24 protein-coding genes are annotated in these 25,842 nt (G+C 52.6%); 9 read left to right on the plus strand and 15 right to left on the minus strand.

Annotated elements, in window-relative coordinates:
* From FDW95_RS23830 to rhtA, 6 genes are all read right to left on the minus strand, one after another.
* The coding region (locus FDW95_RS23830; RefSeq protein ID WP_249359103.1) for a hypothetical protein at positions 1-113 on the minus strand (113 nt) is incomplete at its 3' end.
* A 118-nt stretch (positions 114-231) separates the two neighbouring features.
* Positions 232-954 (minus strand): glutamine ABC transporter ATP-binding protein GlnQ, encoded by a 723-nt coding sequence (gene glnQ / locus FDW95_RS13335; RefSeq protein WP_115258988.1) that lies wholly within the window; start codon positions 952-954, stop codon positions 232-234.
* Entirely contained in the window at positions 951-1,610 is a 660-nt protein-coding gene (glnP, locus tag FDW95_RS13340) for a glutamine ABC transporter permease GlnP (protein WP_096757753.1), read from the minus strand. Before glnP ends, glnQ begins: the two co-directional genes overlap by 4 nt.
* 137 nt (positions 1,611-1,747) lie before the next feature.
* Positions 1,748-2,494, minus strand: a complete 747-nt coding sequence (gene glnH / locus FDW95_RS13345) for a glutamine ABC transporter substrate-binding protein GlnH (RefSeq protein WP_096757752.1) — start codon at positions 2,492-2,494, stop codon at positions 1,748-1,750.
* A 365-nt stretch (positions 2,495-2,859) separates the two neighbouring features.
* Entirely contained in the window at positions 2,860-3,363 is a 504-nt protein-coding gene (dps, locus tag FDW95_RS13350; RefSeq protein ID WP_096757751.1) for a DNA starvation/stationary phase protection protein Dps, read from the minus strand.
* Positions 3,364-3,667: 304 nt separating this feature from the next.
* Positions 3,668-4,555, minus strand: a complete 888-nt coding sequence (rhtA, locus tag FDW95_RS13355) for a threonine/homoserine exporter RhtA (RefSeq protein WP_096757750.1) — start codon at positions 4,553-4,555, stop codon at positions 3,668-3,670.
* 343 nt (positions 4,556-4,898) lie between these two features.
* Between rhtA and ompX the strand changes: the two genes are divergently transcribed.
* A complete protein-coding gene (ompX, locus tag FDW95_RS13360; protein ID WP_096757749.1) occupies positions 4,899-5,414 on the plus strand; it encodes an outer membrane protein OmpX in 516 nt (171 codons plus the stop codon).
* Between the two features lie 63 nt (positions 5,415-5,477).
* On the opposite strand, the gene FDW95_RS13365 is transcribed toward ompX, so the two are convergent.
* Together FDW95_RS13365 and mntS are read right to left on the minus strand one after the other, a co-directional pair.
* Entirely contained in the window at positions 5,478-7,064 is a 1,587-nt protein-coding gene (locus FDW95_RS13365; RefSeq protein ID WP_115258987.1) for a phosphoethanolamine transferase, read from the minus strand.
* Positions 7,065-7,341: 277 nt separating this feature from the next.
* A complete protein-coding gene (mntS, locus tag FDW95_RS13370; RefSeq protein ID WP_096757748.1) occupies positions 7,342-7,470 on the minus strand; it encodes a manganase accumulation protein MntS in 129 nt (42 codons plus the stop codon).
* Positions 7,471-7,656: 186 nt separating this feature from the next.
* Between mntS and mntR the strand changes: the two genes are divergently transcribed.
* Positions 7,657-8,130: a manganese-binding transcriptional regulator MntR gene (mntR, locus tag FDW95_RS13375; protein WP_096757747.1), complete on the plus strand. Its 474-nt coding sequence runs from the start codon at positions 7,657-7,659 to the stop codon at positions 8,128-8,130.
* Positions 8,127-9,236 carry an anion transporter gene (locus tag FDW95_RS13380; protein ID WP_115258986.1) on the plus strand — a complete coding sequence of 370 codons (1,110 nt, stop codon included), beginning with the start codon at positions 8,127-8,129 and terminating at the stop codon, positions 9,234-9,236. Before mntR ends, FDW95_RS13380 begins: the two co-directional genes overlap by 4 nt.
* A gap of 90 nt (positions 9,237-9,326) precedes the next feature.
* Here the strand turns inward: FDW95_RS13380 and ldtB are convergent, their stop codons facing one another.
* Positions 9,327-10,247, minus strand: a complete 921-nt coding sequence (gene ldtB / locus FDW95_RS13385) for a L,D-transpeptidase (RefSeq protein ID WP_115258985.1) — start codon at positions 10,245-10,247, stop codon at positions 9,327-9,329.
* A gap of 225 nt (positions 10,248-10,472) precedes the next feature.
* Between ldtB and FDW95_RS13390 the strand changes: the two genes are divergently transcribed.
* Positions 10,473-12,065 (plus strand): ABC-F family ATPase, encoded by a 1,593-nt coding sequence (locus FDW95_RS13390; RefSeq protein WP_115258984.1) that lies wholly within the window; start codon positions 10,473-10,475, stop codon positions 12,063-12,065.
* 167 nt (positions 12,066-12,232) lie between these two features.
* On the plus strand, positions 12,233-13,087 hold the full coding sequence (locus FDW95_RS13395) for a hypothetical protein (protein WP_246864796.1): 855 nt from the start codon (positions 12,233-12,235) through the stop codon (positions 13,085-13,087).
* A 69-nt stretch (positions 13,088-13,156) separates the two neighbouring features.
* Here FDW95_RS13395 and FDW95_RS13400 read toward each other — a convergent pair whose 3' ends face one another.
* Positions 13,157-14,419 carry a DUF1479 domain-containing protein gene (locus FDW95_RS13400; RefSeq protein WP_115258983.1) on the minus strand — a complete coding sequence of 421 codons (1,263 nt, stop codon included), beginning with the start codon at positions 14,417-14,419 and terminating at the stop codon, positions 13,157-13,159.
* Positions 14,420-14,689: 270 nt separating this feature from the next.
* Here FDW95_RS13400 and FDW95_RS13405 point away from each other — a divergent pair, with 270 nt between their 5' ends.
* Positions 14,690-16,621, plus strand: a complete 1,932-nt coding sequence (locus FDW95_RS13405; protein ID WP_115258982.1) for a M48 family metallopeptidase — start codon at positions 14,690-14,692, stop codon at positions 16,619-16,621.
* A gap of 39 nt (positions 16,622-16,660) precedes the next feature.
* Here FDW95_RS13405 and FDW95_RS13410 read toward each other — a convergent pair whose 3' ends face one another.
* From FDW95_RS13410 to FDW95_RS13420, 3 genes are all read right to left on the minus strand, one after another.
* Positions 16,661-17,476: a Cof-type HAD-IIB family hydrolase gene (locus FDW95_RS13410; protein ID WP_115258981.1), complete on the minus strand. Its 816-nt coding sequence runs from the start codon at positions 17,474-17,476 to the stop codon at positions 16,661-16,663.
* A 200-nt stretch (positions 17,477-17,676) separates the two neighbouring features.
* Positions 17,677-20,109: a formate C-acetyltransferase/glycerol dehydratase family glycyl radical enzyme gene (locus FDW95_RS13415; RefSeq protein WP_115258980.1), complete on the minus strand. Its 2,433-nt coding sequence runs from the start codon at positions 20,107-20,109 to the stop codon at positions 17,677-17,679.
* Positions 20,110-20,114: 5 nt separating this feature from the next.
* Positions 20,115-21,014 (minus strand): glycyl-radical enzyme activating protein, encoded by a 900-nt coding sequence (locus FDW95_RS13420; protein ID WP_115258979.1) that lies wholly within the window; start codon positions 21,012-21,014, stop codon positions 20,115-20,117.
* A gap of 132 nt (positions 21,015-21,146) precedes the next feature.
* Between FDW95_RS13420 and fsa the strand changes: the two genes are divergently transcribed.
* Positions 21,147-21,809, plus strand: a complete 663-nt coding sequence (gene fsa, locus FDW95_RS13425) for a fructose-6-phosphate aldolase (protein WP_115258978.1) — start codon at positions 21,147-21,149, stop codon at positions 21,807-21,809.
* An 86-nt stretch (positions 21,810-21,895) separates the two neighbouring features.
* Here the strand turns inward: fsa and moeB are convergent, their stop codons facing one another.
* On the minus strand, positions 21,896-22,645 hold the full coding sequence (moeB, locus tag FDW95_RS13430) for a molybdopterin-synthase adenylyltransferase MoeB (RefSeq protein ID WP_096757738.1): 750 nt from the start codon (positions 22,643-22,645) through the stop codon (positions 21,896-21,898).
* Positions 22,645-23,880, minus strand: coding sequence for a molybdopterin molybdotransferase MoeA (gene moeA / locus FDW95_RS13435; RefSeq protein WP_115258977.1), 1,236 nt, complete (start codon positions 23,878-23,880; stop codon positions 22,645-22,647). Before moeA ends, moeB begins: the two co-directional genes overlap by 1 nt.
* A 201-nt stretch (positions 23,881-24,081) precedes the next feature.
* Between moeA and iaaA the strand changes: the two genes are divergently transcribed.
* Together iaaA and FDW95_RS13445 are read left to right on the plus strand one after the other, a co-directional pair.
* Positions 24,082-25,047, plus strand: a complete 966-nt coding sequence (gene iaaA, locus FDW95_RS13440) for a beta-aspartyl-peptidase (protein ID WP_115258975.1) — start codon at positions 24,082-24,084, stop codon at positions 25,045-25,047.
* Positions 25,034-25,842, plus strand: an 809-nt coding sequence (locus FDW95_RS13445; RefSeq protein WP_137363529.1) for an ATP-binding cassette domain-containing protein, incomplete at its 3' end; no start/stop codon positions are given. The genes iaaA and FDW95_RS13445, both read left to right, overlap by 14 nt.

A 25,842-nucleotide genomic window follows, 5' to 3' on the forward strand; every position in this document is an offset into this window, starting at 1 on the left:
GCAGCGGGCTCCGCTGGCGGGCTGGCGGAGGCGGTGGACGTTACGCCGGGTATCGTGACCGCCTGAACGGGGACGCTCAGTAGAAAAAAACAGATGAATAAGATCCACCGCATGACTCCTCCCATGAGAAACAAACACAAAAGGATAAGTATAGATGCCCGGACGGGAGGGTCATGAAATCAGAACATTCTGAGGGAGAACCTCCCTTCGGGGAGAAGGGAGGTGTCAGCATCAGGAAACGTGCTGTAAAAATTCCTGCAGACGCTGGCTGGGCGGATTTTCAATCAAGGTTTGCGGATTACCGTCTTCGGCAATACGGCCCTTATCAATGAAGATCAGGCGTGAGGCCACTTTTTCGGCAAAGCCGATTTCGTGGGTCACAATCACCATCGTCATACCTTCTTCCGCCAGATCCTGCATGACTTTCAGCACTTCGTGACGCAGTTCCGGGTCAAGGGCTGAGGTCGGCTCATCAAACAGCATCATTTTTGGCTTCACCGCCAGCGCACGGGCGATCGCCACACGCTGTTGCTGGCCGCCTGAAAGCTCAGAAGGGTAGTGATGCGCACGCTCGGCGAGGCCCACTTTAGCCAGTAACTCTTTGGCCTGTTTCTCAGCCTGATCTTTCTTCGCCCCGCGCACGCGCAGCGGCCCAAACATGACATTCTCCAGCGCGGTCAGGTGTGGGAACAGATAGAACTGCTGGAATACCATCCCGGCTTCCTGGCGTATTAACCGCTCGTCGACCTTCGGATCGTTGACCTTCAGACCATCGACAATCAGTTCGCCGGAGGTTATCTCTTCCAGCTTGTTAATGCAGCGCAGCAGGGTCGACTTACCGGAGCCGGAAGGCCCGATAATCACCACGACTTCGCCCTGACCAATATTCAGATCGATGTTATGCAGCACCTGGGTAGGACCAAAATGCTTAGAGACGTTTTTAAATTCAATCACAGGATTTTCATCCTTCTTTCCAGACGACGCAGAACGAAGCTCAGCACCAGCGTAATAATCAGATAGAACACCGCAACGGCGCTCCAGATTTCCAGTGCGCGGAAGTTACCGGCAATGATTTCCTGACCCTGACGGGTCAGTTCAGCGACGCCAATGACAATAAACAGTGAGGTATCTTTAATGCTGATGATCCACTGGTTACCCAGCGGTGGCAGCATACGACGCAGCGCGAGCGGTAAAATGACGTGACGAATAGTCTCTGTGCGTGAGAGACCCAGCGCCAGCCCGGCTTCGCTGAAACCTTTATGAATTGAGAGCACTGCGCCACGGGTGATTTCCGCGATGTAGGCACCGGAGTTAATCATGATGGTGACGACGGCGGCGCTGAAAGGATCAATGCGTAAGTCGTTAAACGCCATCGGCAGGGCGAAGTAAATAAACATCACCTGCACAACGATGGGGGTGCCGCGGATGACTTCGATAAATACCAGCGCAACGTGGTTGGCTATCCAACCGCCGAAGGTACGTGCAAAACCTGCTGCCAGCCCGATTACCAGGCCGCCAGCCAGACCGAGGACCGAAATCCACAGGGTCATTTTGGCGCCTTCAATCAAGAGCGGAATGGCGGGCCAAATGGCACTCCAGTCAAACTGCATATGTCGTTCCTGTTACCGTGGTGTAAATATTCAAATGCCTGTTTTGCCGGATGCCCCAGGCTTATCCGGCCTACAGGTCTCAAATCTGCTGGTGTAGGCCCGGTAAGCTTCGCGCTACCGGGCAACATCGCGAGTTATTATTTAGGTTCAGTACCGAACCATTTTTTGTAGATTTCGTTGTATGTGCCGTTCTCTTTCAGCGTTTTCAGCGCGCCGTTCACTTTCTCACGCAGTTCGTCGCTGCCTTTCGGGAAGGCAATACCGTACTGTTGGGCTTCCAGAGAATCGCCTACGGCTTTGAACTGGCCGTTGCCCGCAGTTTTGATGAAGTAAAGAATGTTTGGAGTGTCGTGCAGGACGGCATCTGCGCGGTTAGTGCCCAGTTCCATATACGCGTTATCGATGTTCGGGAACTGACGCAGATCTTTGGTTTTGATGTTTGCTTTCGCGTAATCGACAGAACCAGTTCCGCCTTTAACCGCAACCACTTTGCCATCCAGATCTTTCACGCTTTTCACGTCGTTATTGTTGGCTTTAACCATCACTAACAGGCCGCTTTTGTAGTAGCCGTCAGAGAAGTCGATCGCTTTTTTACGTTCTTCGGTGATGGTGATACCTGCCAGCGCCAAATCGATATTTTTGGTTTGCAGCGCAGGGATGATGCCGCTGAAATCCATCGGTTTCAGTTCATAATCCAGCTTCAGCTCTTTGGCCACGGCAGCCCACAGATCCACATCAAAACCGACGTATTTGTCACCCTGCTTGAATTCAAACGGAACAAAAGCGGTGTCAGTTGCGACAACGAGTTTCTTATCCGCGGCATGAGAAGACACCGCAAAAGCCAGGGTAAGTGCAGCCAGTGAAACTTTTAATACAGACTTCATAGGATTTCCTTTTATATCCACGGGGCGATCCCCTGCGAGAACATATGTCTTAATGAAATAATCGTGCCAATTTTGCAACTTATTGTTTTAACAAGAAGGTGTTACGTTTTGCTGCACAATAAGTAGGGCAAAGTGGGCAGCCTGCACCGTTTCGGGGCACTCATTTGGTGCGTGAAGGGGGCGGCACAAACGATATGACTATTTAGCGTAAAAATTGTTGATAAAACAATCTTTCGTTAACGATTGTGTGAGGTGATTATTACAAATATTTTACTTTACAGTGATAATCGATCAATGTTACGCACTAAAAAAGTGCAAAACCCCCGCCGGAGCGAGGGTTATATAGGAATTTCTTATCATGACCGTTATTCGATGTTGGCTTCGATAAACCACAAGAATTTGTCGAGATCGCGCGACGCAGCGGTGAAAATATCGGCGGTATCTTCATCTTTGGCTTCACTAATAGCTTTACGCACGCTGTTAGCGACCACGGCATAGCGTTCAGCCAGCTCTTTTAAGTGATCCTGCACGCTGTGAATATCCAGCGGGTAACTTTTCAGCGACGTTTTGCTGTTAATAACCTGCGTTGTCCCCAGCGCTACGCCACCTAACTGCACGGCGCGCTCGGCCATGGTGTCGAGGTGGTCGGTTAACGCGGTACGAAAGCCATCCAGCATTTCATGTACGGCAATAAAATTAGCGCCGCGCATGTTCCAGTGCGCTTGTTTGGTGATGAGTGACAGGTCGATGAACTGGATCACCTGCTGATTCAACAGCTCCACGGTCGCTTTCTTATCACTGTCGGATACATCGTTACGGGTATAAAGAAGGGGGGATGCTTTTGTTTTTACCAGTTTTGCGGTACTCATAATCTCATATCCTCTTGATATCTATGTTCCAGGTCATTCAACGAGAGTAAGTATAGACCTAAAATTAGTTTTAATTTTCTGGCCTTACCTATCATTTTAATAGTGAACAGGATGGGAAATATAAATATTCAATTGGATCATATGCATAAGTGCAATTGTAATCTGTTGTCAGCTATTTTTTCTGGATGTTTATATTCGTAGGAAATAGGAATTGAGAAACAATGGCGGTATAAGAATAATAATCATTGAGATAAACAAAAGACTATTCTGCATGATTATGCAAACCATGCAGAATAACGACAGGTTAATTCACGTCAAGTTGCTTAATTTGCGGCTCTTTACGGATGGTGAGCGTAGAGCCCATTGACGCGGCAATAATGGCTCCCAGCGCCAGCATTTGTACCATCGTCAGCGTTTCTCCGAGGAAGATCATGCCGGAAACAGCCGCCAGCGCAGGCTCCATGCTCATCAGAGTGCCAAAAGTGCGCGTAGGCAGGCGCGTTAAGGCGATCATTTCCAGCGAATAGGGCAGCGCCGTAGAGAGGACGGCGACCGCTAAACCCAATGGCAGAATCGACCAGTGCCACAGCGCATCTCCGGCCTGAATCGCGCCCAGCGGCACGAAAATGATCGCTGCAATCAGCGACCCTACCGCCACGGTTGCCGGGCCATGCTCTTCACCAGCACGCTGGCCGGTAAGAATATAGACTGCCCAGCAGGCACCTGCGCCCAGCGCCAACGCGGCACCGGTTAAGTCAACGTGCGACACGTCCTGACCCAACGGCAGCAGGAACCAGAGCCCGAGTACGGCCAGTGCGACCCAAATGAAATCCACAGGGCGTCGGGAAGAGAACAGCGCGACTGCCAGCGGTCCGGTGAACTCCAGCGCCACGGCAATACCGAGCGGGACGGTCTGAATCGACAGGTAGAAGAGATAGTTCATCCCACCCAGCGACAGACCATAAAACAGCAGAGGAAGACGCTGCTCTTTGGCAAAGCGTAACCGCCAGGGTTTAAAGAATGCGATGAGGATTAGCGTTCCCAGTGCCAGACGTAGCGCGGTAACGCCTGGTGCGCCGACAACAGGGAATAGCGACTTCGCCAGTGATGCCCCGCTTTGTATAGAGGACATTGCAATCAGCAGAACCAAAATAGGTAACCAGACTGGCGTTTTACGTGACGACCCCAGCATCCTTTCTCCTGTCAATTTAAGTAAAAGAGCGAGTGTACTGGAAATACACGCAGGTGGTTGAGTATTCGTTGAAAAAAAAACTGCACAGATCCGTACAATGGCCTGAAAGTGATGGATTAATAATCTGCGTGATTAGGAATTTTCCGGATGAATGTGCCGTATTGTGCGCGCAATAATGGCATTATTCGTTATAAAAGTGATGTTAATTGAAAGAGATAGTGGGTGTTTGAAATGTTCTGTTACATGAAAACCCCCGTTAGACATCGCTAATCGCAAAGAGTTTCCCATCAATTTTTGGTATATTTAAAACTTAAGATTTACTTGAAGCACATTTGAGGTGGTTATGAAAAAAATTGCATGTCTTTCAGCACTGGCCGCTGTTCTGGCTTTCTCCGCAGGTTCCGCTGTTGCGTCTACTTCTACCGTGACCGGTGGTTATGCTCAGAGCGATGCTCAGGGCGCTGCGAACAAAATGAACGGTTTTAACCTGAAGTATCGCTACGAGCAGGACAACAACCCGCTGGGCGTAATCGGTTCTTTCACTTACACTGAAAAAGATCGTACCGATGCTTCTGGCGACTACAACAAAACCCAATACTACGGCATCACTGCAGGTCCTGCTTACCGTCTGAACGACTGGGCAAGCATCTACGGCGTTGTTGGTGTTGGCTACGGTAAATTCCAGAACGCAGCATCTCCTGCTGACAACCACAGCACCAGCGACTACGGTTTCTCTTACGGTGCGGGCCTGCAGTTCAACCCGATCGAAAACGTTGCTCTGGACTTCTCTTACGAGCAGAGCCGTATTCGTAGCGTTGACGTTGGCACCTGGATTGCTGGCGTGGGTTACCGCTTCTAATCACTTCGGTGATATGAAAAATCCGCCTCGAGGGGCGGATTTTTTTGTCTGTGATTTGCACGGTTAGCGTGATTTGGTCTCGAAGATATCGGTACCAAGATGGTTGTAGTCCACCTTCTGTAATTTAAAGTTGGTGATATACACCGGTCCGGCTTTTTTCTCCGAGATAAAGCGGTAGCGGTTGGTAATTTCTTTCGCGCTGATCCCGGTCCACTGTGAGAAAAAGCTCAGGAAGTCATTCGCGGAACGACGGGCTTTAATCACTCGGTGTGCTTTATCGTCGCTGGATATCACCATAAACGGCACCTGGAAATTCTGCTGGAACTGATCGTCGTGTGCCAAATACTGCACTTCTTTACCGCGTTCTTTAAAGGCGAGCCCATGATCGGAGAAGTAAACCATCGAGAAGCTGTCGCCGCTGTTACGCAGCTGATCGTAGAGCTGGCGCAGCAGGTCGTCGGTCTGCTTCATGGTGTACAGATAACACGATGTCTCTCTCGACTGAACGAAGGTCTCGTATTTTCCCTGGGTACGATCGCAGGCCTGCGGATGCGAACCCATTAAGTGCAGCACGATGAGCTGGGGTTGAGTTCGTTCCGTTTCTAACACCTGAGCAGTCATCTTCAACAGCGCTTCATCGCGGGTGTTCTTATCGGCTTCGAAGTCACCGTTTTTCAGGAAATGAACTTCGTCAGCGCGTTTGGCGATACTGGCGATTGCCGTATCGTATTCACCGATCTGTCCCTGGTTAGAGAACCACCACGTCTGGAATCCGGCGCGGTTGGCGAGGGTGACAAAGTTATCCTGGAACTGCGGCTTATCATCGACCACCCGATTCAGCGTTAAGCCAAGTGATTTCTGCGTTGATCCGCTGGCCGCGATGTAATCTGCAAAAATATAGCCGTTAACGCTGCTGGCAAACGGTGTGTTGTCCCAGTGGCCGCCAAACGCGCCTAGCGCATCACGACGGGCGCTTTCACCAATCACCACGACATAGGTGTGGTACTTAGGTTTCACCGCCGTCACAGTCCAGGTGTCTTTAACGCTCGCCAGCTTCGCCATGCGGTCTTGTTCATCAAGAACCTCGTAATTATTGACGATAACGTCCTTGGCAAAGCGAAACACCGGATAGCCGGTATCTTTTAATTTGAAGACGCCGCCCCAGGCGAGGTTTTGCACCGGCGTCACAAAAAACGCCACGATGCTGACCAGCAAACACAGACTGTCGAATTTATTCCAGCGGCGTTGCGTCGCGACTTTTTTACGCCGTACAGCGAGCACGCCGAGGGCAAAGATAAACACGCCAACCAGGTAGTTGTACCAGGGGAAGATGGTCAGGATTTCGGTGGACTCTTCCATGTTGGTCGAGTGCAGCGCCAGCAGGGTATTGAAGTTGGGCGAGCCGTAAGCCTGACCAAATGGAAAATACATTGCTGCAATCAGTGAACAAATGCCGATCAGCGTTTTTTGCGTGCGCGGTGCATATTGCCACAACAGCAGCAGTATGCAGGTAAAGGCGACGCTATAAAGCAGGCTAAGCGGGTAGCCCAGTGCGAGGTTGATCAGCAGAGACTGTAAGAAATAAAAGCCAGTCCACGGGCTTAGCACCCGGCTACGAGCAATAAGCGAATCTTTGAGGGTTAAATTCATATGCCACTGTTGCAAAAACGCCATGTGCTTACCCTGGCGCAAAGGGTCATTGCCTGCCTGAGAGAGCGAGAAGAGGGATGAGGTCCGCATCTGCGAGCCGCAATATACGCAGGGCTGCGAAAAGATAGAGTGTGTACGGGAGAAGGTCAACTACTACAAAGAAAATGTTTTGCGAAGGGGATGGCAAAACGGACAAAAAGAAGGGTTATTGGGAGAAAAACTGACCACCGTATCGACGAGACGGCAGGAAAAAGAAGCGGCGTACCGCGACGCCGCATTATTTTCCGGAAGGTTTATCCTGCTCCGGTTTGCCGTTGATCATGTCGCACAGCATCGCGATCAGCATTAACCGTACTTTAAAGGGAGAGTGACTAAACACGCGCATACACCTCTTGAATTCATTCATATGAACCTCCTGACTTCACATTCCCATCAGTCCTTGAGGGATGTCTTTATTATATACAGATATAGCACAGGCTATATTATATAGCTATTGCTAAAACGTTAAATTTTTGTGCCCAAGCAACTCTGGTTTACAATGGCCGCTCTCTAATCAGATGCTGTTAACGCGTCACAGGAACGAGGAAGCAGAATGAGTCGTCGCGCAGGTATGCCAACAACAAAAAAAGTGACGCAATTGGTGAATGTTGAGGAACATGTTGAAGGGTTTCGTCAGGTCAGGGAGGCACACCGACGTGAACTGATCGATGATTACGTGGAGCTGATTTCCGATCTCATTATTGAGGTGGGAGAAGCGCGTCAGGTGGATATGGCCGCCCGGCTTGGCGTTTCCCAGCCCACCGTTGCTAAGATGCTCAAGCGTCTTGCTTCTGTGGGGTTGATTGAAATGATCCCATGGCGCGGGGTGTTCTTAACCGCAGAAGGCGAGAAGCTGGCGCAGGAGAGTCGCGAGCGTCATCAGATCGTCGAAAATTTCTTGCTAATGTTAGGCATCAGCCCGGAAATCGCCCGCCGCGATGCGGAAGGGATGGAACACCACGTGAGCAAGGAAACGCTGGAGGCGTTTAGCCGGTTTACCCAACAGCAAGGCACCGACTCTGAATGAGTTTTCCTTTATTACGCGCATTGCAGCGCGATCGTTTTTTCCAGCTACTCATTATTACCGGGTGTGTACTGAGTCTGTTCGCGCCGTTTGCGCCCCGGAACTGGCCGGGGGCCATTGACTGGCACACGATTATTACGCTCGCAGGGCTGATGCTTTTGACCAAAGGTGTGGAGCTAAGCGGTTATTTTGATGTGCTAGGCCGCAAGATGACCCGCCGCTTTAAAACAGAACGTCAGCTGGCGATATTTATGGTGCTGGCGGCGGCGTTACTGTCGACGTTTCTGACCAACGATGTTGCCCTGTTTATTGTGGTTCCGCTCACCATCACCCTGAAAAAACTGTGCGCGATCCCGGTGAATCGTCTGATTATTTTTGAGGCACTGGCGGTCAACGCTGGATCGCTGCTGACGCCGATCGGTAATCCGCAGAACATCCTGATGTGGGGGCGATCCGGGCTGTCATTTACCGCGTTTACCTGGCAAATGGCGCCGCTAGCCGGTGCGATGATGCTAACGCTGGTGGCGCTGTGCTGGTTTAGTTTTCCGCGTAAAGCGTTGCACTATCATACCGGCACGTCTGCACCTGACTGGCAACCCCGACTGGTGTGGAGTTGCCTGGCATTGTATCTGGTCTTTTTAACGGCGCTGGAACTCAAGCTTGAGCTTTGGGGGCTAGGGATTGTCGCTGCAGGCTTTATGGTGCTGGCTCGCCGTGTGATCTTAAGTGTGGACTGGACGCTGCTGCTGGTGTTTATGGCGATGTTTATCGATGTGCATCTGTTGACACAGTTACCTGTACTCGGGGGCATTTCGGGCCACGTTGGTACGCTTTCGCAACCCGGTCTATGGTTGACGGCAATCGGCCTGTCGCAATTTATCAGTAATGTGCCCAGCACTATTTTGCTGCTGAACTACGTCCCGCCAACGGTATTGCTGGCTTGGGCGGTCAATATTGGTGGTTTTGGACTGTTACCGGGATCGCTGGCGAACCTTATTGCCTTACGTATGGCAAACGATCGACGTATCTGGTGGCGTTTTCATTGGTATTCTGTGCCGATGCTGATCTGGGCGGCGCTGGTGGGATATGGTTTGCTGCAGATGATGTGAGGATTATGCCCGATGGCGCTAGCGCTTATCGGGCCTACTTAATCTGTAGGCCGGATAAGGCGACAGCCGCCATCCGGCATTTTTTGATGCTTAGTTCAGACGAACCGGCATACCAGAACGGTTCTGGACTGCCTGCTCAACGACGGCCTGGTCGACATCCGGCTGAGCGGTGATGCTCTTAATGCTCTTGGTCAGCGTAATCGGTACGATTTCCCCGCCTTCGAACTGTTCTTCGGTAGTAGACAGTGGGTTATGCACCTCAATGTAGCGACTGCCGTCTGGCTCGGTCGTCGCTTTTACCGGTTCATCGATAAACTGGACGCGCGTGCCGACTGGAACGTTTTCAAACAGGAACTTGATATCTTCATTACGCAGACGCACGCAGCCGTGGCTGACGCGTAAGCCAACGCCGAAGTTCGCGTTGGTCCCGTGGATGGCATACAGGCGACCGATATACAGTGCGTACAGACCCATCGGGTTATCCGGACCGGCCGGAACAACGGCTGGCAGCGGTTCGCCCGCAGCGCGGTATTCTGCGTGCATCTTGGCGGTTGGCGTCCAGGTCGGACCGGCTTTCTTACGTTCAACTTTGGTGGTCCAGTTAACCGGCGTGTCTTTACCTAACTGGCCGATACCAATCGGTAAAACGATCACGGTGTTGGTGCCTTTCGGGTAGTAGTACAGACGCATTTCAGCGCTGTTGATAACAATACCTTCATGCACGGTATCCGGCAGGATCAGCTGCTGAGGAATGTTCAGCACGGTGCCGCCCTTCGGCAGGAAGGTATCCACGCCCGGGTTGGCTTCCAGCATGTTGGACAGACCCATCTGGTATTCAGCCGCATAGTACTCCAGCGGTTGGGTGTTGCCTTCAGGAATGGTGATGACCTGGTTCTGGCCAATCAAACGGCTACCATCGGTAGGCAGCGGGTACGTGACGGCTGAGGCAGTGTTACAAAAACCAACTACTGCGAGCGCCGCCGCGAAAAGCGTTGTCAATTTCATATTCATTTTTGCGAGATTCTGAAGCCAAGCAGGCTAGTGGGTTGAGATTTATGTAGTGTTGGGCACGCATTATATGTGCATTCGGAGCAACAAGGAATTCGGATGTGTACTAAATCACATTTTTTTCCCTTTGCTTTCACTTTAACCCTCACGCACGAGAGGCGCGATCTTATTCCAGACTTATGGCATAATAAGCGGTTCGTCACATATTTCTTCTTTCAGGATACGCCAGTGTTAGTTTCCAGCAACGTCACCATGCAGTTCGGCAGTAAGCCGCTGTTTGAAAATATTTCCGTCAAATTTGGCGGCGGCAACCGTTACGGCCTGATTGGCGCCAACGGTAGCGGTAAATCCACTTTTATGAAAATTCTCGGCGGCGACCTCGAACCGACGCTGGGTAACGTTTCCCTCGATCCGAACGAACGCATTGGTAAGCTGCGTCAGGATCAGTTCGCTTTTGAAGAGTTCACCGTTCTGGACACCGTTATTATGGGTCACGCTGAACTGTGGGAAGTGAAACAGGAACGTGACCGTATCTATGCGCTGCCGGAAATGAGCGAAGAAGACGGCTACAAAGTTGCCGATCTTGAAGTTAAATACGGCGAGATGGACGGCTATTCGGCGGAGTCTCGCGCCGGTGAACTGCTGCTGGGCGTCGGTATTCCGGTAGAACAGCATTACGGCCCGATGAGCGAAGTGGCACCAGGCTGGAAGCTGCGTGTGCTGCTGGCGCAGGCGCTGTTCTCTAACCCGGACATCCTGCTGCTCGATGAACCGACCAACAACCTGGACATTGATACCATTCGTTGGCTGGAGCAGACGCTGAACGAGCGTGACAGCACCATGATCATCATTTCGCACGACCGTCACTTCCTGAACATGGTCTGTACGCATATGGCGGATCTGGACTACGGCGAGCTGCGTGTTTATCCGGGTAACTATGATGAATACATGACGGCAGCAACCCAGGCACGTGAGCGTCTGTTGGCCGATAACGCCAAGAAAAAAGCGCAAATTGCCGATCTGCAATCCTTCGTCAGCCGCTTTAGCGCCAACGCTTCGAAATCTCGTCAGGCGACTTCTCGTGCGCGTCAGATTGATAAAATCAAGCTCGACGAAGTGAAAGCATCCAGCCGTCAGAACCCGTTTATCCGTTTCGAACAGGATAAGAAACTGTTCCGTAACGCGCTGGAAGTCGAAGCACTGACCAAAGGTTTTGATAACGGCCCGCTGTTTAAAAACTTCAATCTGCTGTTGGAAGTGGGCGAAAAGGTTGCCATCATCGGGGCTAACGGCGTGGGTAAATCGACCATGCTGAAAGTGCTGGTCGGCGACATGGAGCCGGATAATGGCACCGTTAAGTGGTCTGAGAATGCGCAAATCGGCTACTACGCGCAGGATCACGAATATGAGTTCGAAAACGATATGACCGTTTTCGAATGGATGAGCCAGTGGAAACAAGAAGGCGATGACGAGCAGGTTGTTCGCAGCTTCCTTGGTCGTCTGCTGTTCAGCCAGGACGATATCAAAAAGCCTGCTAAAGTGCTGTCCGGTGGTGAAAAAGGGCGCATGCTGTTCGGTAAGCTGATGATGCAGAAACCGAATATTCTGGTGATGGATGAACCTACCAACCACCTGGATATGGAATCTATCGAATCGCTGAACATGGCGCTGGAAATGTATCAGGGCACGCTGATCTTTGTTTCTCACGACCGCGAATTCGTCAGCTCGCTGGCCACCCGCGTGATTGAGATTACGCCGGAACGCGTAATCGACTTCACCGGTAACTACGAAGACTATCTGCGTAGCAAAGGCGTCGAATAATTATTCCGTCGTCTTTCGTGTTACAGGTGTGTTGGCTGCACCTGTTCACCCCGGTCACTTACTTATAATTCCACCCCCGCACTTTTCTGAAAAAAAGTTCTGCTGATTAATCTTAGCCACAATTGTGGCTAAGATACTTTCCATAACTACCTACACAAGGAAAGGAAATGAGTCAGATGGAACCGCTTTCTTTAGCCAATCTTAAATTAAAATTACTGAGTTTAAACAACAACAACGAACATCCTTTCATTTTATGTGAAGATGGCGATGATATCGTTGCATCCTGGAATATCGTAGATGCTGAGTGGAAAGATTATTTCAGTCAATACGGATTGCAAAAACAATATGAGCTAAGACTGTTTTTCAATGAAAGTAAAAATCAGATTAGCTATCGGGAAAAAACTACCGATGTTGAGTGGGATGCAGATTTGGGTGGGTTCAGATTGAGCAAATCTGTCCAAATCGGGAAACGTCTTGAGTTTTCTGCTGGGGGATCTTGGGGTAAAAAAGAAGACGGTAGCTTCGGTAAAATTGACAGCTATAAATTTGCATCAACGGAAATTACGGACCCTATTTTTGATATGGCTCGTGATGCGGGATGGCAGGTTCGTGGTCTGTTAGCAGACAAGAAAAAAAGAAAATTTGTTATTGCGGGAGCGGTGATTGCCGCACTGATTATTTTTATTGGCTTGGGTACTTTCCTCTTTTCTTCGATGGGTGAATTGAAGGATGCTGCGCGATCAGAGATAGACTTGCTCCGTGATGGACAATATGTTCAGGCTTATCAGGCAAGCTCTTCTTCTCTGCAAAGACAAATGGACAGTGAGGATTTTAAGCTTGTAACCGAGTCTATTCATTTTGATGATATTAGCGAATACAGTTTTGATAGTTTCAACGTAGAAAATGATGTTGGTTCTTTGTCTGGAAGCGTTGTTTTTAAAAATGGAGAATCCGGCGAGATTAACGTTACTATGCTCAAAGAAAATGATAAATGGAAACTGGTTGCAGTATCAGTAGAATAAAAAAATATCCGGTTTTTATCACGTAATGAAGAAAACCGGACTGTTTTAAAGGCGTTGAAAGGGGAAGGATTATTCCATCCCCAGCGCGCGCTTACCGTGGATATTCAAATCCCCCAGGGTAAAGCGTCCTTCCCAGTTTGTTTCATAGTCTTCACGCGGGAAATCCCCCGGCGAGGCACCTTTCCCCAGCGCGGCCTTCACCTTGTGGGCATAGGCAAGATTTTTTTCGCACATTGGTGCGGCGGGAATATACATCACGTTGCCCCAGCCTTGTTGGTTCTCCACCGGCGCAACGGCGTGGATCACATCACAATGCCACCATACGGAATCGCCGGCTTCCAGTTGCGGAATGCTGGTTAACGCCTCGATGAGTAAGGGATGCCATTGCGCTGAAACCGGCAGCACTCTTCCTGGTGCGACGCCGCACAGCTCATCTTCCGGAACATCATCCAGCAGTGGGCGTAACAGCACATAAGCCATCGCTTCAGGAATGGGAACCACATGTAGCAACCCCTGGCCCGGTAACATATCGGAAAGCGCCGTCCAGCCCTGGAAGGTGCGAAACACCGAACATTTGGTGGTGTTATCGACCGTATACTCTTCGACGTCAGTGCGATGCGCCGCCTGCCACGGATCGTAATCGGCCAGATTGCCGTTAAAAACAGAAGCAAAAACGCGCTGATATGCCGGAAGCAACCAGCGCTCCAGTGCGCCGGAATCTGTATGTGCGCCGAGCCCTTTGGAGGTGGTTCCCGGCGGGCGGCGACGAATACGGTCAGGATAGATCACGCTGACGTCCGGGTTAAACCACTGCTTACCTTCGCTTTCAAAAGTCCACAGGCGATTAAGAAACGACTGTGCGTTAGTCATCTCTTCACTCTGGCGGGCCTGCATTTGTGCCTGTGACCAGTAGATCGGAAAGATTTCAGGACGCGATGCACTCAGGGTGCCGAAAAAATTGTCCCCCGGTCCTTTGTAGACCTCGTCAAAGCGGTTGCGGTCGAGATAATCGAGCATTGAGCGATCCCAACCCAGCGCCTGCTCGCGGGGGAAATGACCCTTAATGACCGCACATCCACGACGTTTAATCTGTTCTCGCTGCACAGCGGTGACGGTGCCCGCCTGAATATCGGCGTATGGCAGTACCGGCCAGACAGCGTCACTCTGTGCTTTAAGCGCGTTGATCTCCGCCACGCGGGTGGCGATGGTCTCGCTAAGCTGGCTGAAGATCTGCTGGACGTCGCCAAGCTGCGCCCGCAGTTCCCTCTTCATCTGACGGATTGCCGCTTTGTGATCGGCAGGCAACGTGTCGCTGGTAAAAGTAAGAGCCATAACCACCTCGCATGAACCTTCATTCGAAACTAATTTAACTTGCAAGTGATAATATAAGTTAAAAGTAAGTTAATGCAAGTTTAAAAATCAGTAAGGCGCGCAGATGGGTAAGTGAGCGTTGGGCTGACCTATCGATAAAATGGGGGCTGGTGGATAAAAACGTTAACCGGCAACAAGTGGGACTATCTATACTTCTTTGCTCTGGGAGATTTTGCCCGCTAAAGGCCAGCACTAAGAGGGCGGTGCCGGTTGATAAAAGGATATTTTTCAATGGAAAGAAAAGGCACGCTTCATCTCTTCACTGTTCCAGTCTGCATTCTTAGTTATGCGCTATGGCAGTACTGGCGGGTAGCCGATGTTCTCGAAGGCGATGCTGAGGGGCTGCTCCGACAGACGCTAGCGATGTTGGCGATAGCGCTTGGCGGTGCGGCTTTGCTTGTTGTGGGGGCGGCAGTGGGGCTATGTACAACCAGCGCCCGCGCTTCGCGCCATTCCCAGAGCACCTTGATTCGCACATTTACGCGTTGCCGTCGCCTGTTGCCTTTTATGATGGCCGCTGAAATTGTGACCTGCGGACTGGCGGTGATTTGTCTGGCGTTATCGGAAGTTACCTGGCTGATGTCGCATTTTGGCGGGGCGGGTGGGTTCAAACTGGCGGCGGTAATCCTGGTCGCCGTCGGCGCGATCCTCTGGATGCTATTAAAAAGTCTGACTTCCATCAGACGCTGTTTCGCTCTCTTTCAACCTGACGATACGGAGATTTACGGGGTGAATGTCACCGTCGCGAATAACCCTGCGCTCTGGCAATGGATACGTGACGTCACCCGGCGTGCAGAGTTGACGGTGCCTGACAATATCGTGGTCGGATTTTTTGACGGCTTCTTTGTCACCGCCAATACCGTACAAATTGAAGAGGGCAAACGACTTACGGGGAATACGCTCTACTTGCCGCTAACCTATATGGCATTGCTGGATGACGCGGAAGCGGCAGCGGTGATTGGCCATGAGCTGGGACATTTTACCGGCGAGGATACGCAATACAGCCTGCGTTTTGTTCCTCTGTATGCCGGGATGCAAAACAGTCTTGAACAGATGGCGAACAGCTCACAGGGGTTTTCATGGCTTGACCGCATCGTACTGCGCCCGTCGCTGGATGTGGGGCTATGGTTTTTGCAGACCTTCCATGAAGCGGTCAGTGACTGGGCCAGGATCCGTGAATATGCGGCGGATAATATGGGTGCAAAAGTCTCATCTCCAGCGGCGTTCGCGTCGGCGTTACTGCGGATATCGGTGCTGGATGTGCCGGTTTCCCGATTTCTGGGGGAGCTTTTGCATGGGCGTGTGACCAGCACCAACTGGCTTGTCGATCTGCTTGTCGCGTTACAGAAAATCGGACCGTTTGCGCTGCAGAACAGTCTCGATAATGAAATAGCGCATCCAATGGATAGCCATCCGACGACGCGTGAACGTATTGCGGCACTGACAGTACCGCTCGATAGTGAACTTCTGGCGCGGGCTTTACGCCCGGTTACCGCAGGTGATAACGCTTTTTTCGGTGGTCTATTCGCCGATGCGGATGTGTTGAGCCTATCGCTTTCACGCACCCTGTCGACAAAAATCACCGCGCAACGTAAGGTCTATCGCCAGACACTTGAAGCCGAAGCCGGGCTGGCAACAGGCTCGGTGGCGCTGTGGATGAGTGCGAAAGTGGCATGGTATATGATAATTGCGGGCCTGATAATGCTGTTGGGCGGTGGGGCTTTGCTGCTGTTCAAAACGGTCAGCCCTTGGTGCGGGTTGATTCCTTTCGGCGGAATTGCCTTTGGGCTGTTGGGCATTATCACCTTACGACGAACGCGACAGCCGCTGCTGGTGCTGATGCAGGACGCGATCGCCAGCCCGTGGTTGCCTCAGCCGCTACCGCTAAAAAATATTGCCGACTATAACCTGACGATTATTTCCAGTTCGATGACGATTGAATTCTTCATGGACGATGATTATCAACCGACTCTCACCACCAAACGGTTTATGCAGGTTATTCGCTTTAACCCGCGAAAACATGCGGTTGCAATCGTGGTGGCCGGCGATGTGTTACGCCAGCAGGAAAATGGAAAGGTTAAGCTGGATGCGCAAGCGCTGCTGACGCTTATCGGGCAATACATTGTTTCTGCCCACGCTCGCGCTGAGCTGGAGGATTTCTGATGGGGATGTAAAACCCGGAGTACGGACTCCGGGTTTATGTCAGCCGTTAAACGGTGAGGTGTTGTCGAGTACGGCCTGAATCACGTTCAGTGCGCCCTGATGATTGTTGTCATCGGTCTGGTAGCGGGCAATTGCTTTAATGCTGTCGGCGGCATTAGCCATGGCAAAGGAATAGTGTGCCATTTTCAGCATTTCCGCATCGTTGCCGCTATCACCAATGGCAACTACATTCTGCGGTGACAGGTTCCAGCGTTTAAGCAGGCGGCTGATACCGTTGGCTTTATGTAAACCTGGGATTATCAGATCGATAAAGCCAAACCCGCTGGTCACCGGCTTCATGATACCGTCGAGGGCTGTATGCAAGTGGTCAATAACCAACGGGATTTGCCCATCAGGTAAATTCAGTGAGAACTTGAACAGCACATCATCGATGTCCTGAAAGTCCTTAACCGGTTTCAGGCGATGGTAGTGTTTTGACATCAGCGCCACAAACGCCTCCGGGGCATTTTCGCTGATGTAGGCGCTTTGCAGTCCGCAGGCGACAAAATTCAGCTGCTTATCCTTCAATAACTCGCCGATGATAATACGGGATTCGTGGCGGGTAAGCTCACCATGAAAAAGTTGTTTGCCGTGTTCATACACCAGCGCGCCGTTCTCTGCGACAAAAGAGATTTCGTCTTTGAGTTCAGGGAAAAAGGAGATCAACTGATAATACTGGTTGCCGCTGGCCACGACAAATTCAATATCTCGTTTTTTCAATTGCTGATACTGCGCCATAAATCGCTGGCGATCGTACTGCTTGGCATCGTCGAGAAAAGTGCCGTCCATGTCGGTGACGATAACGTTGATGGTCATATATGCTCCTGGCTTTCACTGCAACCAGAAACATTCTAATAACAATGTGACCTGTAGCACAAATTTAATTTCGAATGAAAGTTTCCCCGTCGTCTATTACAGCACAGTTGTAGGCCGGATAAGCGTCAGCGCCATCCGGCATTGAAGCGGTATCGCTGCCGGATAGCGACGCGAAAACGTCTTATCCGGCCTACGGGAAATTACAGCATATGCTCTGTTCGGGCGATGATATCGTCCTGTGCATCCGGAGACAGGGCAGTGAAGAAGGCGGAGTAGCCAGCAACACGCACCACCAGGTCACGGTACTGATCTGGGTGTTTTTTCGCTTCCAGCAGCGTTTCACGAGAGACGATGTTGTACTGAATATGCCAGCCTTTGTGCTCTTCAAAGAAGGTACGCAGCAGGATCATTAACTTCTGCTTATCGGACTCATTTTCCAGTGTAGCCGGATTCAGCTTCTGGTTTAACAGCACCCCGCCGAGGATCGCGCCGGTCGGCAACTTGCCCACTGAGCCAATCACCGCCGTTGGGCCGAGATGGTCGGTACCGGAGGCCGGGCTGGCGCCTTCTGCCAGTGGGGTATGCGCTTTACGGCCATCCGGCGTTGCCATTGTTGCCGCGCCAAACGGTACGTTTGCCGAGATGGAGGAGGTTCCGGCGTAATAGTTACCACCGATCGGACCGCGACCGTAACGCGGATTATGATATTGCTTCAGTTCGTCGATATAGGTCTGGTAAGCGCGGGCCAGCAGGGTGTCGACGCTGTCATCATCGTTACCGTACTTCGGTGCGCCGTTGATCAGACGCTGGCGTAATTGTTCATGCGTGAGGCCTGCAAAGTCATCTGCCAGGGCTGCCGCCAGCTGCTGCTGACCGATAACACCCTGATCGAAGACCAGCTTTTTCACGGCAGCCAGACTGTTGCCAAGGTTAGCAATCCCGACCTGCAAACCGGATACCCAGTCATATTTTGCGCCGCCCTGTTTAATGCTCTTCGCCCGCTCAATGCAATCATCCACCAGCGCAGAGCACAGGATGTCGTGGACGTTTTCTTCCAGCATTGTATCAACCACATACTCAATCTCGATGGATTTACGCGTGTAGTAGCGGATCTGCGTATCCCAGGCGGTCATCACCTCGTCGAAGTTGTGGAAGTTACCTGCAGAGAGCGCCTTTTCCTGCGGCAGGAACACCTTACCGCTGGTGGCATCGCGACCACCTTCCAGCGCGGCCAGCATCACACGGGCAAAGTTAATAAAGCTCATGCCGGTGCAGCGGTAACCCCATTTCCCGCCCACGGCGGTTTCGATGCAGCCAATGGCTGCGTAGTCGTAGGCATCCTGCGGCTCAATACCCAGCTTAATGAATTCCGGGATAACAATTTCATCGTTGTTAAACGCCGGCATGCCAAAGCCGCAGCGAATGACCTGCACGCAGGCATCAAGGAAATCGTTACTCATCCCGGCATGATAACGCACGCTGAGGTTCGGCTGGGTTGAACGCAGACGACCGCAGGACTCCAGAATGGCATAGGAGAGCGGATTGACCGCGTCCATTGGCTGGCCGTTGACCAGATTCTGACCACCGATAGTGACGTTTTGATACAGCGGGCTGCCCGCGGATGCCTTCGAGTGGGAGCCGGAGCGGATTTTGTTCACTTCCAGCAGCTTCAACCAGCAGCTGTGCAGCAGCTCAATGGCATGCTCGCGGTCCAGCGTCTGGTTCAGCTCCACGTCGCGACGATAGAACGGGTAGAGATACTGGTCCATGCGGCCAAACGACACCGAGTGACCGTTCGATTCGATTTGCAGGATAAGCTGGATGAAATAGCACAGTTGCAGTGCCTGCCAGAAGGTTTTTGGCGGTTCGTGGGCGATGACATCGCAGTTTTCTGCCATTGCCAGCAGCTCATCGCGACGGCTTTCACGGGTTTCAGTTGCTGCCATTTTACGTGCCAGGCTGGCGAAACGTTCGATATGCAGGCTGACGGCATCCAGTACGATATCAATGGCTTTCAGGAACTGATCGCCATGGAGATCGTCCAGGCAGGTCAGGTTAATGCGCGAGCGACGCTCGTCGACTTTATGACGCAGACCATCAAGGCCTTTTTCCAGCAGTAGCGGGAAGTTCACCGCCAGGTGCGCATCGCCGGAAGTCATGTTGCCTTCGGCTTTGATGATGCCGGTTTCCAGCAGGCCTTTTTGTTCGTCGGTAAACATGCCGTAGCAGCGATCCTGTACGGTCTGACCGCGCCACCACGGGCAGATTTCATGCAGTACGCGCTTGTTCTCTTCGCTGACCGCAAAGCCGGCTCCTGGCCGGTCGGCCAAATCGTCGATCTCTTTTTCAATCCACGATACGGTGTATTCCGGGAAGATTGGTGCGGCGCGGACTTCGCTTGCCTGATTACCGATAATCAACTCGTCATGTTTGATCCAGATAGTCCGTTCCGCCAGATGATGCGCCAGCGCCAGCGCGCGGCGTACCGGGATCGGTTTGTCCAGATGTTGCTGATACATCTCGGTATAGTGCTGGGCGCGCTCGGTACACACCGGCGGCTTCACAATGTGGATCAGGGCTGTTTTGTGTGCGTTGATGCGGTCGCTGAGTGTATCCAGTTTCAGTGTGGTCATGGCGGTTATCCTCGTAGGGTCGCGGTTAAACCTTTATGGCTGGCATACTGCTGGGCAAATTCGAGCAGTGCAGGCGCATCCAGCGGTTTGTCCGGGGCGTTGTAGGGTTGGCTGAGTAAGTGGTATTTGTTGATGCCCAAGGTGTGGTAGGGCAAAAAATGAATCTCACCGACGTGAAGTTCATCGGCGGCAAAATCGGTAATGGCTTTAATGGCTTCTTCGTTGGCATTGAAGCCCTGAATCAGCGGCACGCGAATAATCATTTTTTTTCCGGCAGTGGCCAGTTTTTTCAGATTATCCAGCACGCGAGCGGCGTTGCCGTCAGTCCACTGCTTAAACGGCACATCGGCGATGTGTTTTAAATCGGCAAGAAACAGATCGATGTACGCTAATGAAGGTTCAATGTACTTCCACGGTACGTGCAGGCAGGTTTCGACTGCAGTATGAATACCCGCCTCATGGCTGGCTTTGAACAACGCCGCAGCCAGCTCCGGCTGCATAAATGGCTCACCGCCGGAGAGCGTTACCCCACCACCGCTGCGATCGTAGAAGGGTTTATCGCGCAGCACGGTGGACATTATCTCCTCTACGCTTTTTACTTCACCACAGACGGTAAGCGCCTGGGTCGGGCAGCAGTGGGTCAGTGCGGTGAGCGACTTATCGGTCAATTTTTCACGATGAATAAGCAGGCCGTTCAGGGCGCGCTGAATGACGTCAGGCGCAGCCTGAACACACAGGTCACAGCCCTCCAGACACAGACGCGCGTCATACAGCAGATCCTGCGTACGGGCACGACTCTCCGGGTTCTGGCACCAGCGACAACCCAGAGAGCATCCCTTAAGGAAGACTACCGTGCGGATACCGGGACCATCGTGGGTGGAATAGCGCTGGATATTGAAAATCATAAGCGGCCTCTCTTCTTTCGTATAAAGATTAAATTACTTTCGAATGAAAGTTATATTGACGTGAGTCAACTAACCGCGCGGTTTCGTCGTGCTACCGTTGATTCATGCTAACGATCAGTTTGAGGAACGGTTATGGAACTCTATTTAGATACGTCTGATGTGGATGCGGTGAAAACCCTGGCGCGTATTTTTCCGCTGGCAGGTGTCACCACAAACCCGAGTATTGTGGCGGCAGGTAAAAAGGCGCTGGAGGTATTACTCCCGGAATTGCATGACGCGACTGGCGGACAGGGGCGTTTGTTTGCTCAGGTGATGGCAACGACCGCTGAGGGCATGGTCAGCGACGCGCATAAACTGCGGGCAATAATTCCCGATATCGTGGTGAAGGTACCGGTGACCGCAGAAGGGCTGGCGGCGATTAAGCTGCTGAAGAAAGAGGGGATCCCAACGCTGGGCACCGCGGTTTACAGTGCAGCACAGGGGCTGTTAGCTGCGCTGGCAGGGGCCGAATACATTGCGCCGTATGTTAACCGCGTGGATGCGCAGGGCGGGGATGGTATTCAGACGGTGCTTGATTTACAGAACTTACTGAAAATGCACGCGCCGCACGCCAAAGTACTGGCTGCCAGTTTTAAAACCCCGCGTCAGGCGCTGGACTGCCTGTTAGCTGGCTGTGAAGCCATTACGCTACCGCTGGATGTGGCGCAGCAGCTAATTAGCTCCCCGGCCGTGGATGCCGCCATGGCGAAATTTGCGCACGACTGGCAGAGCGCATTTGGACGTACGTCGATCTGATGCTGTTGCCGGGTGGCGCTAACGCTTACCCGGCCTACGTTCGAGCCGTTGTAGGTCGGGTAAGGCGAAGCTGCCACCCGACTTTTTTACCGACTACAAACCTCACACCCCGGGTTGCGCATCAGCTTCATCTCCCGGAACTGGCAGGTCATCGCATCGTACATCACGATTTTACCGCTTGCCGGTTTACCGAAGTTTGCCAGTAACTTGATGGCTTCCATCGCTTGCAGCGACCCGATCACGCCAATCAGCGGTGACATCACGCCGGCCTCCACGCAGGTTAAGGCGTTTTCACCGAACAGGCGGCTCAAACAGCGGTAGCAGGCTTCACCTTCCTGATACGTAAAGACGGTGATTTGTCCTTCCATACGAATGGCCGCACCGGACACTAGTGGCACTTTTGCCGTAAAGCAGGCGGCGTTCAGCTGATTGCGCACGGCGACGTTATCGGTGCAATCCAGCACCAGGTCATGCTCTACAACCAACGCATGCATCGCAGCATCGTCAAGCAGCGCATTCACCGGTGTGAGGGTGATATGTGGATTAATACGCGCCAGCGCATCGCGTGCCGATTCCACTTTTGGCTGCCCGACGGTCGCGTCGCTATGCAACGTCTGGCGCTGAAGATTGGAAACCGACACGGTATCAAAGTCGAGCAGGGTTAAATGCCCGATGCCTGCGCCCGCCAGATACTGAGTTGCGGCGCAGCCAAGTCCTCCGAGTCCTACGACCAGCACCCGCGCTTCTTTTAACGCTTCCTGACCGTCAAAGTCGAAGCCGCGCAGGATGATTTGCCGGTTATAACGCAGCATCTCCTGGTCGCTGAGTTCTGCCATTACAGGCCTCCAAACAGCGCGTTAAATGGCTCGACGTCTACCCACTCTCCGGCTTCAACGTTGCCGCGATCGCGTTCAAGAACGATAAAGCAGTTGCCAAGGCTAAAGGAGCTAAAAATATGCGAGCCCTGATGACCGGTGGTAGTGACCTCCAGTTCGCCATCAGCTGTACGCTGCAATACGCCGCGCTGGAAATCCAGACGGCCAGGCGTTTTCTTCAGGCGTGATGCGGTCCGTACGCGCTGGCGTGGGGGTAATCCGCTGGCGGTGTTGCCGCTCAGTTTTGCCAGCAGCGGTTGCACCAGCTGATAGAAGGTGAGGGCCGCAGAGACCGGGTTGCCCGGCAGGCCACAAAACCAGCTGTTGCTCAATTTACCGAACGCGAACGGTTTACCCGGCTTAATCGCCAGTTTCCAGAAGGCAATTTCGCCGAGTTCTTCGAGAATGGTTTTGGTGTAGTCCGCTTCCCCGACCGATACACCGCCGGAGCTTATCACCACATCGGCCTGACTGTCGGCTTCGATAAACGCCGCGCGCAGGGCGTGAGGATCGTCGCGGATAATACCTAAGTTGATGACCTCACAGCCCAGCTGTTGCAGCATCAGGTGTACGGCCAGGCGGTTGGTGTCATAAATCTGGCCGTCACCCAGCGGTTGGCCTGGCAGCTGTAGCTCATCACCGGTAGAAAATAGCGCCACGCGCACTTTACGCACAACCTGCACATCGGCAATACCGAGCGAGGCCAGCACCGGGAGCTCAGCGGTTGTCAGACGCGTCCCTGCGGCAAACACCACCGCGCCGTGAGCAATATCTTCACCGCACAGACGAATATTTTGTCCGGCGCGAACTTCTGCGGTAAAACGAATACCGTCATCAGTGTGTTCTGTTTGTTCCTGCATCACCACGGCTTCGCAGCCGGCGGGCACCGGTGCGCCGGTCATAATGCGGATGCAGGTTCCCGCAGGCCATTCCCCATGAAAAGGCTGACCGGCAAAGGCTTTACCTGCGACAGCAAGCGGCAGACCGGATTGCAAATCCGCTAAACGCACCGCGTAACCGTCCATTGCCGAGTTATCGAATCCCGGCACATCAATCGGTGAGACGACGTCGGTTGCCAGCACGCGACCAAAGCAATCCACCAGCGGCAGTGTTTCAACGGCGGTGAGTGGGGTAATCGACGACAGCATTTGTGAAAGTGCCGTTTCGAGCGGCATCAGTCCGGCGGTAAATTCCATGAGAAGACTCCTGCGAGGCAAAATCGAATCCGATCATTATGTCAGAAAACAGACGCAGACAGTATGCCACCTCAGTCTTAGGTGCAGGCCTTTATCTTTACATGACGTCTGCATCTTTCTATATTCGAAAATCGAATCAATAACTCACCGAAATTCTGCTATTTATAACCACGTTTCCTGCCACCTAAATGGACGATAAAAATGGGCAAAGCAGTCATTGCAATTCACGGCGGCGCTGGCGCAATCACCCGCGCGCAGCTGAGTCAGGAACAGGAATTGCGTTATATACAGACATTGTCAGATATCGTTGAAGTAGGGCAACGAATGCTGGAGGCGGGCCAAAACGCGCTGGATGTGGTGACTGAAGCCGTACGCTTACTGGAAGAGTGTCCTCTGTTTAATGCCGGAATCGGCGCTGTATTTACCCGTGATGAAACCCATGAGCTGGATGCCTGCGTGATGGACGGAAATACGCTGCAGGCAGGCGCCGTCGCTGGCGTCAGCCACCTGCGTAACCCGATCCTCGCGGCCCGTCTGGTGCTGGAAAAAAGCCCGCACGTTATGATGATAGGCGAAGGGGCAGAGAATTTTGCCCATGCGCAGGGCATGGATCGCGTGAGTGCGGATATTTTCTCGACGCCAGAGCGGTATGCTCAGCTACTGGCCGCACGTACAGCGGGGGAAACGGTGCTCGATCACGGCGGTACGCCGCTGGATGAGGGCAGCAAAATGGGCACCGTTGGCGCGGTGGCGCTGGATAAGTACGGTAATTTGGCGGCGGCGACCTCGACCGGTGGCATGACCAACAAACTGCCGGGGCGCGTCGGGGATAGCCCGTTAGTAGGTGCCGGTTGTTATGCCAATAATGCCAGCGTGGCGGTCTCGTGTACCGGAACCGGGGAAGTGTTTATACGCGCGCTGGCAGCATATGACATTGCCGCGCTGATGGATTATGGCGGGCTGAGCTTGTCAGAGGCCTGCGAACGCGTAGTCATGGAAAAATTACCGGCGCTCGGCGGTAGCGGCGGGCTTATTGCCGTCGATCATGAAGGTAACGTGGCCTTACCGTTTAACAGTGAAGGCATGTACCGTGCCTGGGGATACGCTGGCGATACGCCAACCACCGGTATTTACCGGGAGAAAGGAGATACCGTTGCCACACAGTGATGAGCTTGACGCCAACGATGTACTGGCGGTTAGCAATCTGAACATTGCGTTTGCGCAGGAGCAGAAGCGGGTCAGTGCGGTACGCAATTTGTCATTTCGCCTCAAGCGTGGGGAAACGCTGGCGATTGTTGGCGAGTCCGGTTCAGGAAAGTCGGTCACCGCGCTGTCACTGATGCGCCTGATTGAACAGGCGGGCGGAGAGGTGAGCTGCGATGAGATGTTGCTTCGGCGACGCAACCGGCAGGTGATTGAACTGGGCGAACAGAGCGCGTCGCAGATGCGCCATGTGCGTGGGGCGGATATCGCGATGATCTTCCAGGAGCCGATGACGTCGCTCAATCCGGTGTTCACCGTCGGCGAGCAAATAGCCGAGTCGATTCGTTTGCATCAGGGGGCTAGCCGTGAGGCGGCGATGGAAGAGGCCAAACGGATGCTCGACCAGGTGCGGATACCGGAGTCGAGGGCCATTTTATCGCGCTTTCCGCATCAGCTTTCTGGCGGTATGCGCCAGCGGGTCATGATTGCGATGGCGCTGTCGTGCCGTCCGGCGGTATTGATTGCCGATGAGCCGACCACCGCGCTGGATGTCACCATTCAGGCGCAGATCCTGCAGTTAATTAAAGTATTACAGCAGGACATGGCCATGGGGGTGATTTTTATCACCCACGATATGGGCGTGGTTGCCGATATTGCCGACCGCGTCCTGGTGATGTATCAGGGTGAAGCTGTAGAAACGGGCAGCGTGGAACAGATTTTTCACGCCCCGCAACATCCCTATACTAAAGCGCTGCTGGC

This window comes from Citrobacter sp. wls718, assembly GCF_005280945.1.
In the GTDB taxonomy this organism is placed as follows: domain Bacteria; phylum Pseudomonadota; class Gammaproteobacteria; order Enterobacterales; family Enterobacteriaceae; genus Citrobacter; species Citrobacter gillenii.

Bases quoted from the DNA above. Each gene is read 5' to 3' on its own strand.
- glnP (WP_096757753.1), bottom strand. From the start codon at position 1,610: ATGCAGTTTGACTGGAGTGCCATTTGGCCCGCCATTCCGCTCTTGATT.
- glnH (WP_096757752.1), bottom strand. From the start codon at position 2,494: ATGAAGTCTGTATTAAAAGTTTCACTGGCTGCACTTACCCTGGCTTTT.
- dps (WP_096757751.1), bottom strand. From the start codon at position 3,363: ATGAGTACCGCAAAACTGGTAAAAACAAAAGCATCCCCCCTTCTTTAT.
- rhtA (WP_096757750.1), bottom strand. From the start codon at position 4,555: ATGCTGGGGTCGTCACGTAAAACGCCAGTCTGGTTACCTATTTTGGTT.
- ompX (WP_096757749.1), top strand. From the start codon at position 4,899: ATGAAAAAAATTGCATGTCTTTCAGCACTGGCCGCTGTTCTGGCTTTC.
- FDW95_RS13365 (WP_115258987.1), bottom strand. From the start codon at position 7,064: ATGAATTTAACCCTCAAAGATTCGCTTATTGCTCGTAGCCGGGTGCTA.
- mntS (WP_096757748.1), bottom strand. From the start codon at position 7,470: ATGAATGAATTCAAGAGGTGTATGCGCGTGTTTAGTCACTCTCCCTTT.
- mntR (WP_096757747.1), top strand. From the start codon at position 7,657: ATGAGTCGTCGCGCAGGTATGCCAACAACAAAAAAAGTGACGCAATTG.
- FDW95_RS13380 (WP_115258986.1), top strand. From the start codon at position 8,127: ATGAGTTTTCCTTTATTACGCGCATTGCAGCGCGATCGTTTTTTCCAG.
- ldtB (WP_115258985.1), bottom strand. From the start codon at position 10,247: ATGAATATGAAATTGACAACGCTTTTCGCGGCGGCGCTCGCAGTAGTT.
- FDW95_RS13395 (WP_246864796.1), top strand. From the start codon at position 12,233: ATGAGTCAGATGGAACCGCTTTCTTTAGCCAATCTTAAATTAAAATTA.
- FDW95_RS13400 (WP_115258983.1), bottom strand. From the start codon at position 14,419: ATGGCTCTTACTTTTACCAGCGACACGTTGCCTGCCGATCACAAAGCG.
- FDW95_RS13405 (WP_115258982.1), top strand. From the start codon at position 14,690: ATGGAAAGAAAAGGCACGCTTCATCTCTTCACTGTTCCAGTCTGCATT.
- FDW95_RS13410 (WP_115258981.1), bottom strand. From the start codon at position 17,476: ATGACCATCAACGTTATCGTCACCGACATGGACGGCACTTTTCTCGAC.
- FDW95_RS13415 (WP_115258980.1), bottom strand. From the start codon at position 20,109: ATGACCACACTGAAACTGGATACACTCAGCGACCGCATCAACGCACAC.
- FDW95_RS13420 (WP_115258979.1), bottom strand. From the start codon at position 21,014: ATGATTTTCAATATCCAGCGCTATTCCACCCACGATGGTCCCGGTATC.
- fsa (WP_115258978.1), top strand. From the start codon at position 21,147: ATGGAACTCTATTTAGATACGTCTGATGTGGATGCGGTGAAAACCCTG.
- moeB (WP_096757738.1), bottom strand. From the start codon at position 22,645: ATGGCAGAACTCAGCGACCAGGAGATGCTGCGTTATAACCGGCAAATC.
- moeA (WP_115258977.1), bottom strand. From the start codon at position 23,880: ATGGAATTTACCGCCGGACTGATGCCGCTCGAAACGGCACTTTCACAA.
- iaaA (WP_115258975.1), top strand. From the start codon at position 24,082: ATGGGCAAAGCAGTCATTGCAATTCACGGCGGCGCTGGCGCAATCACC.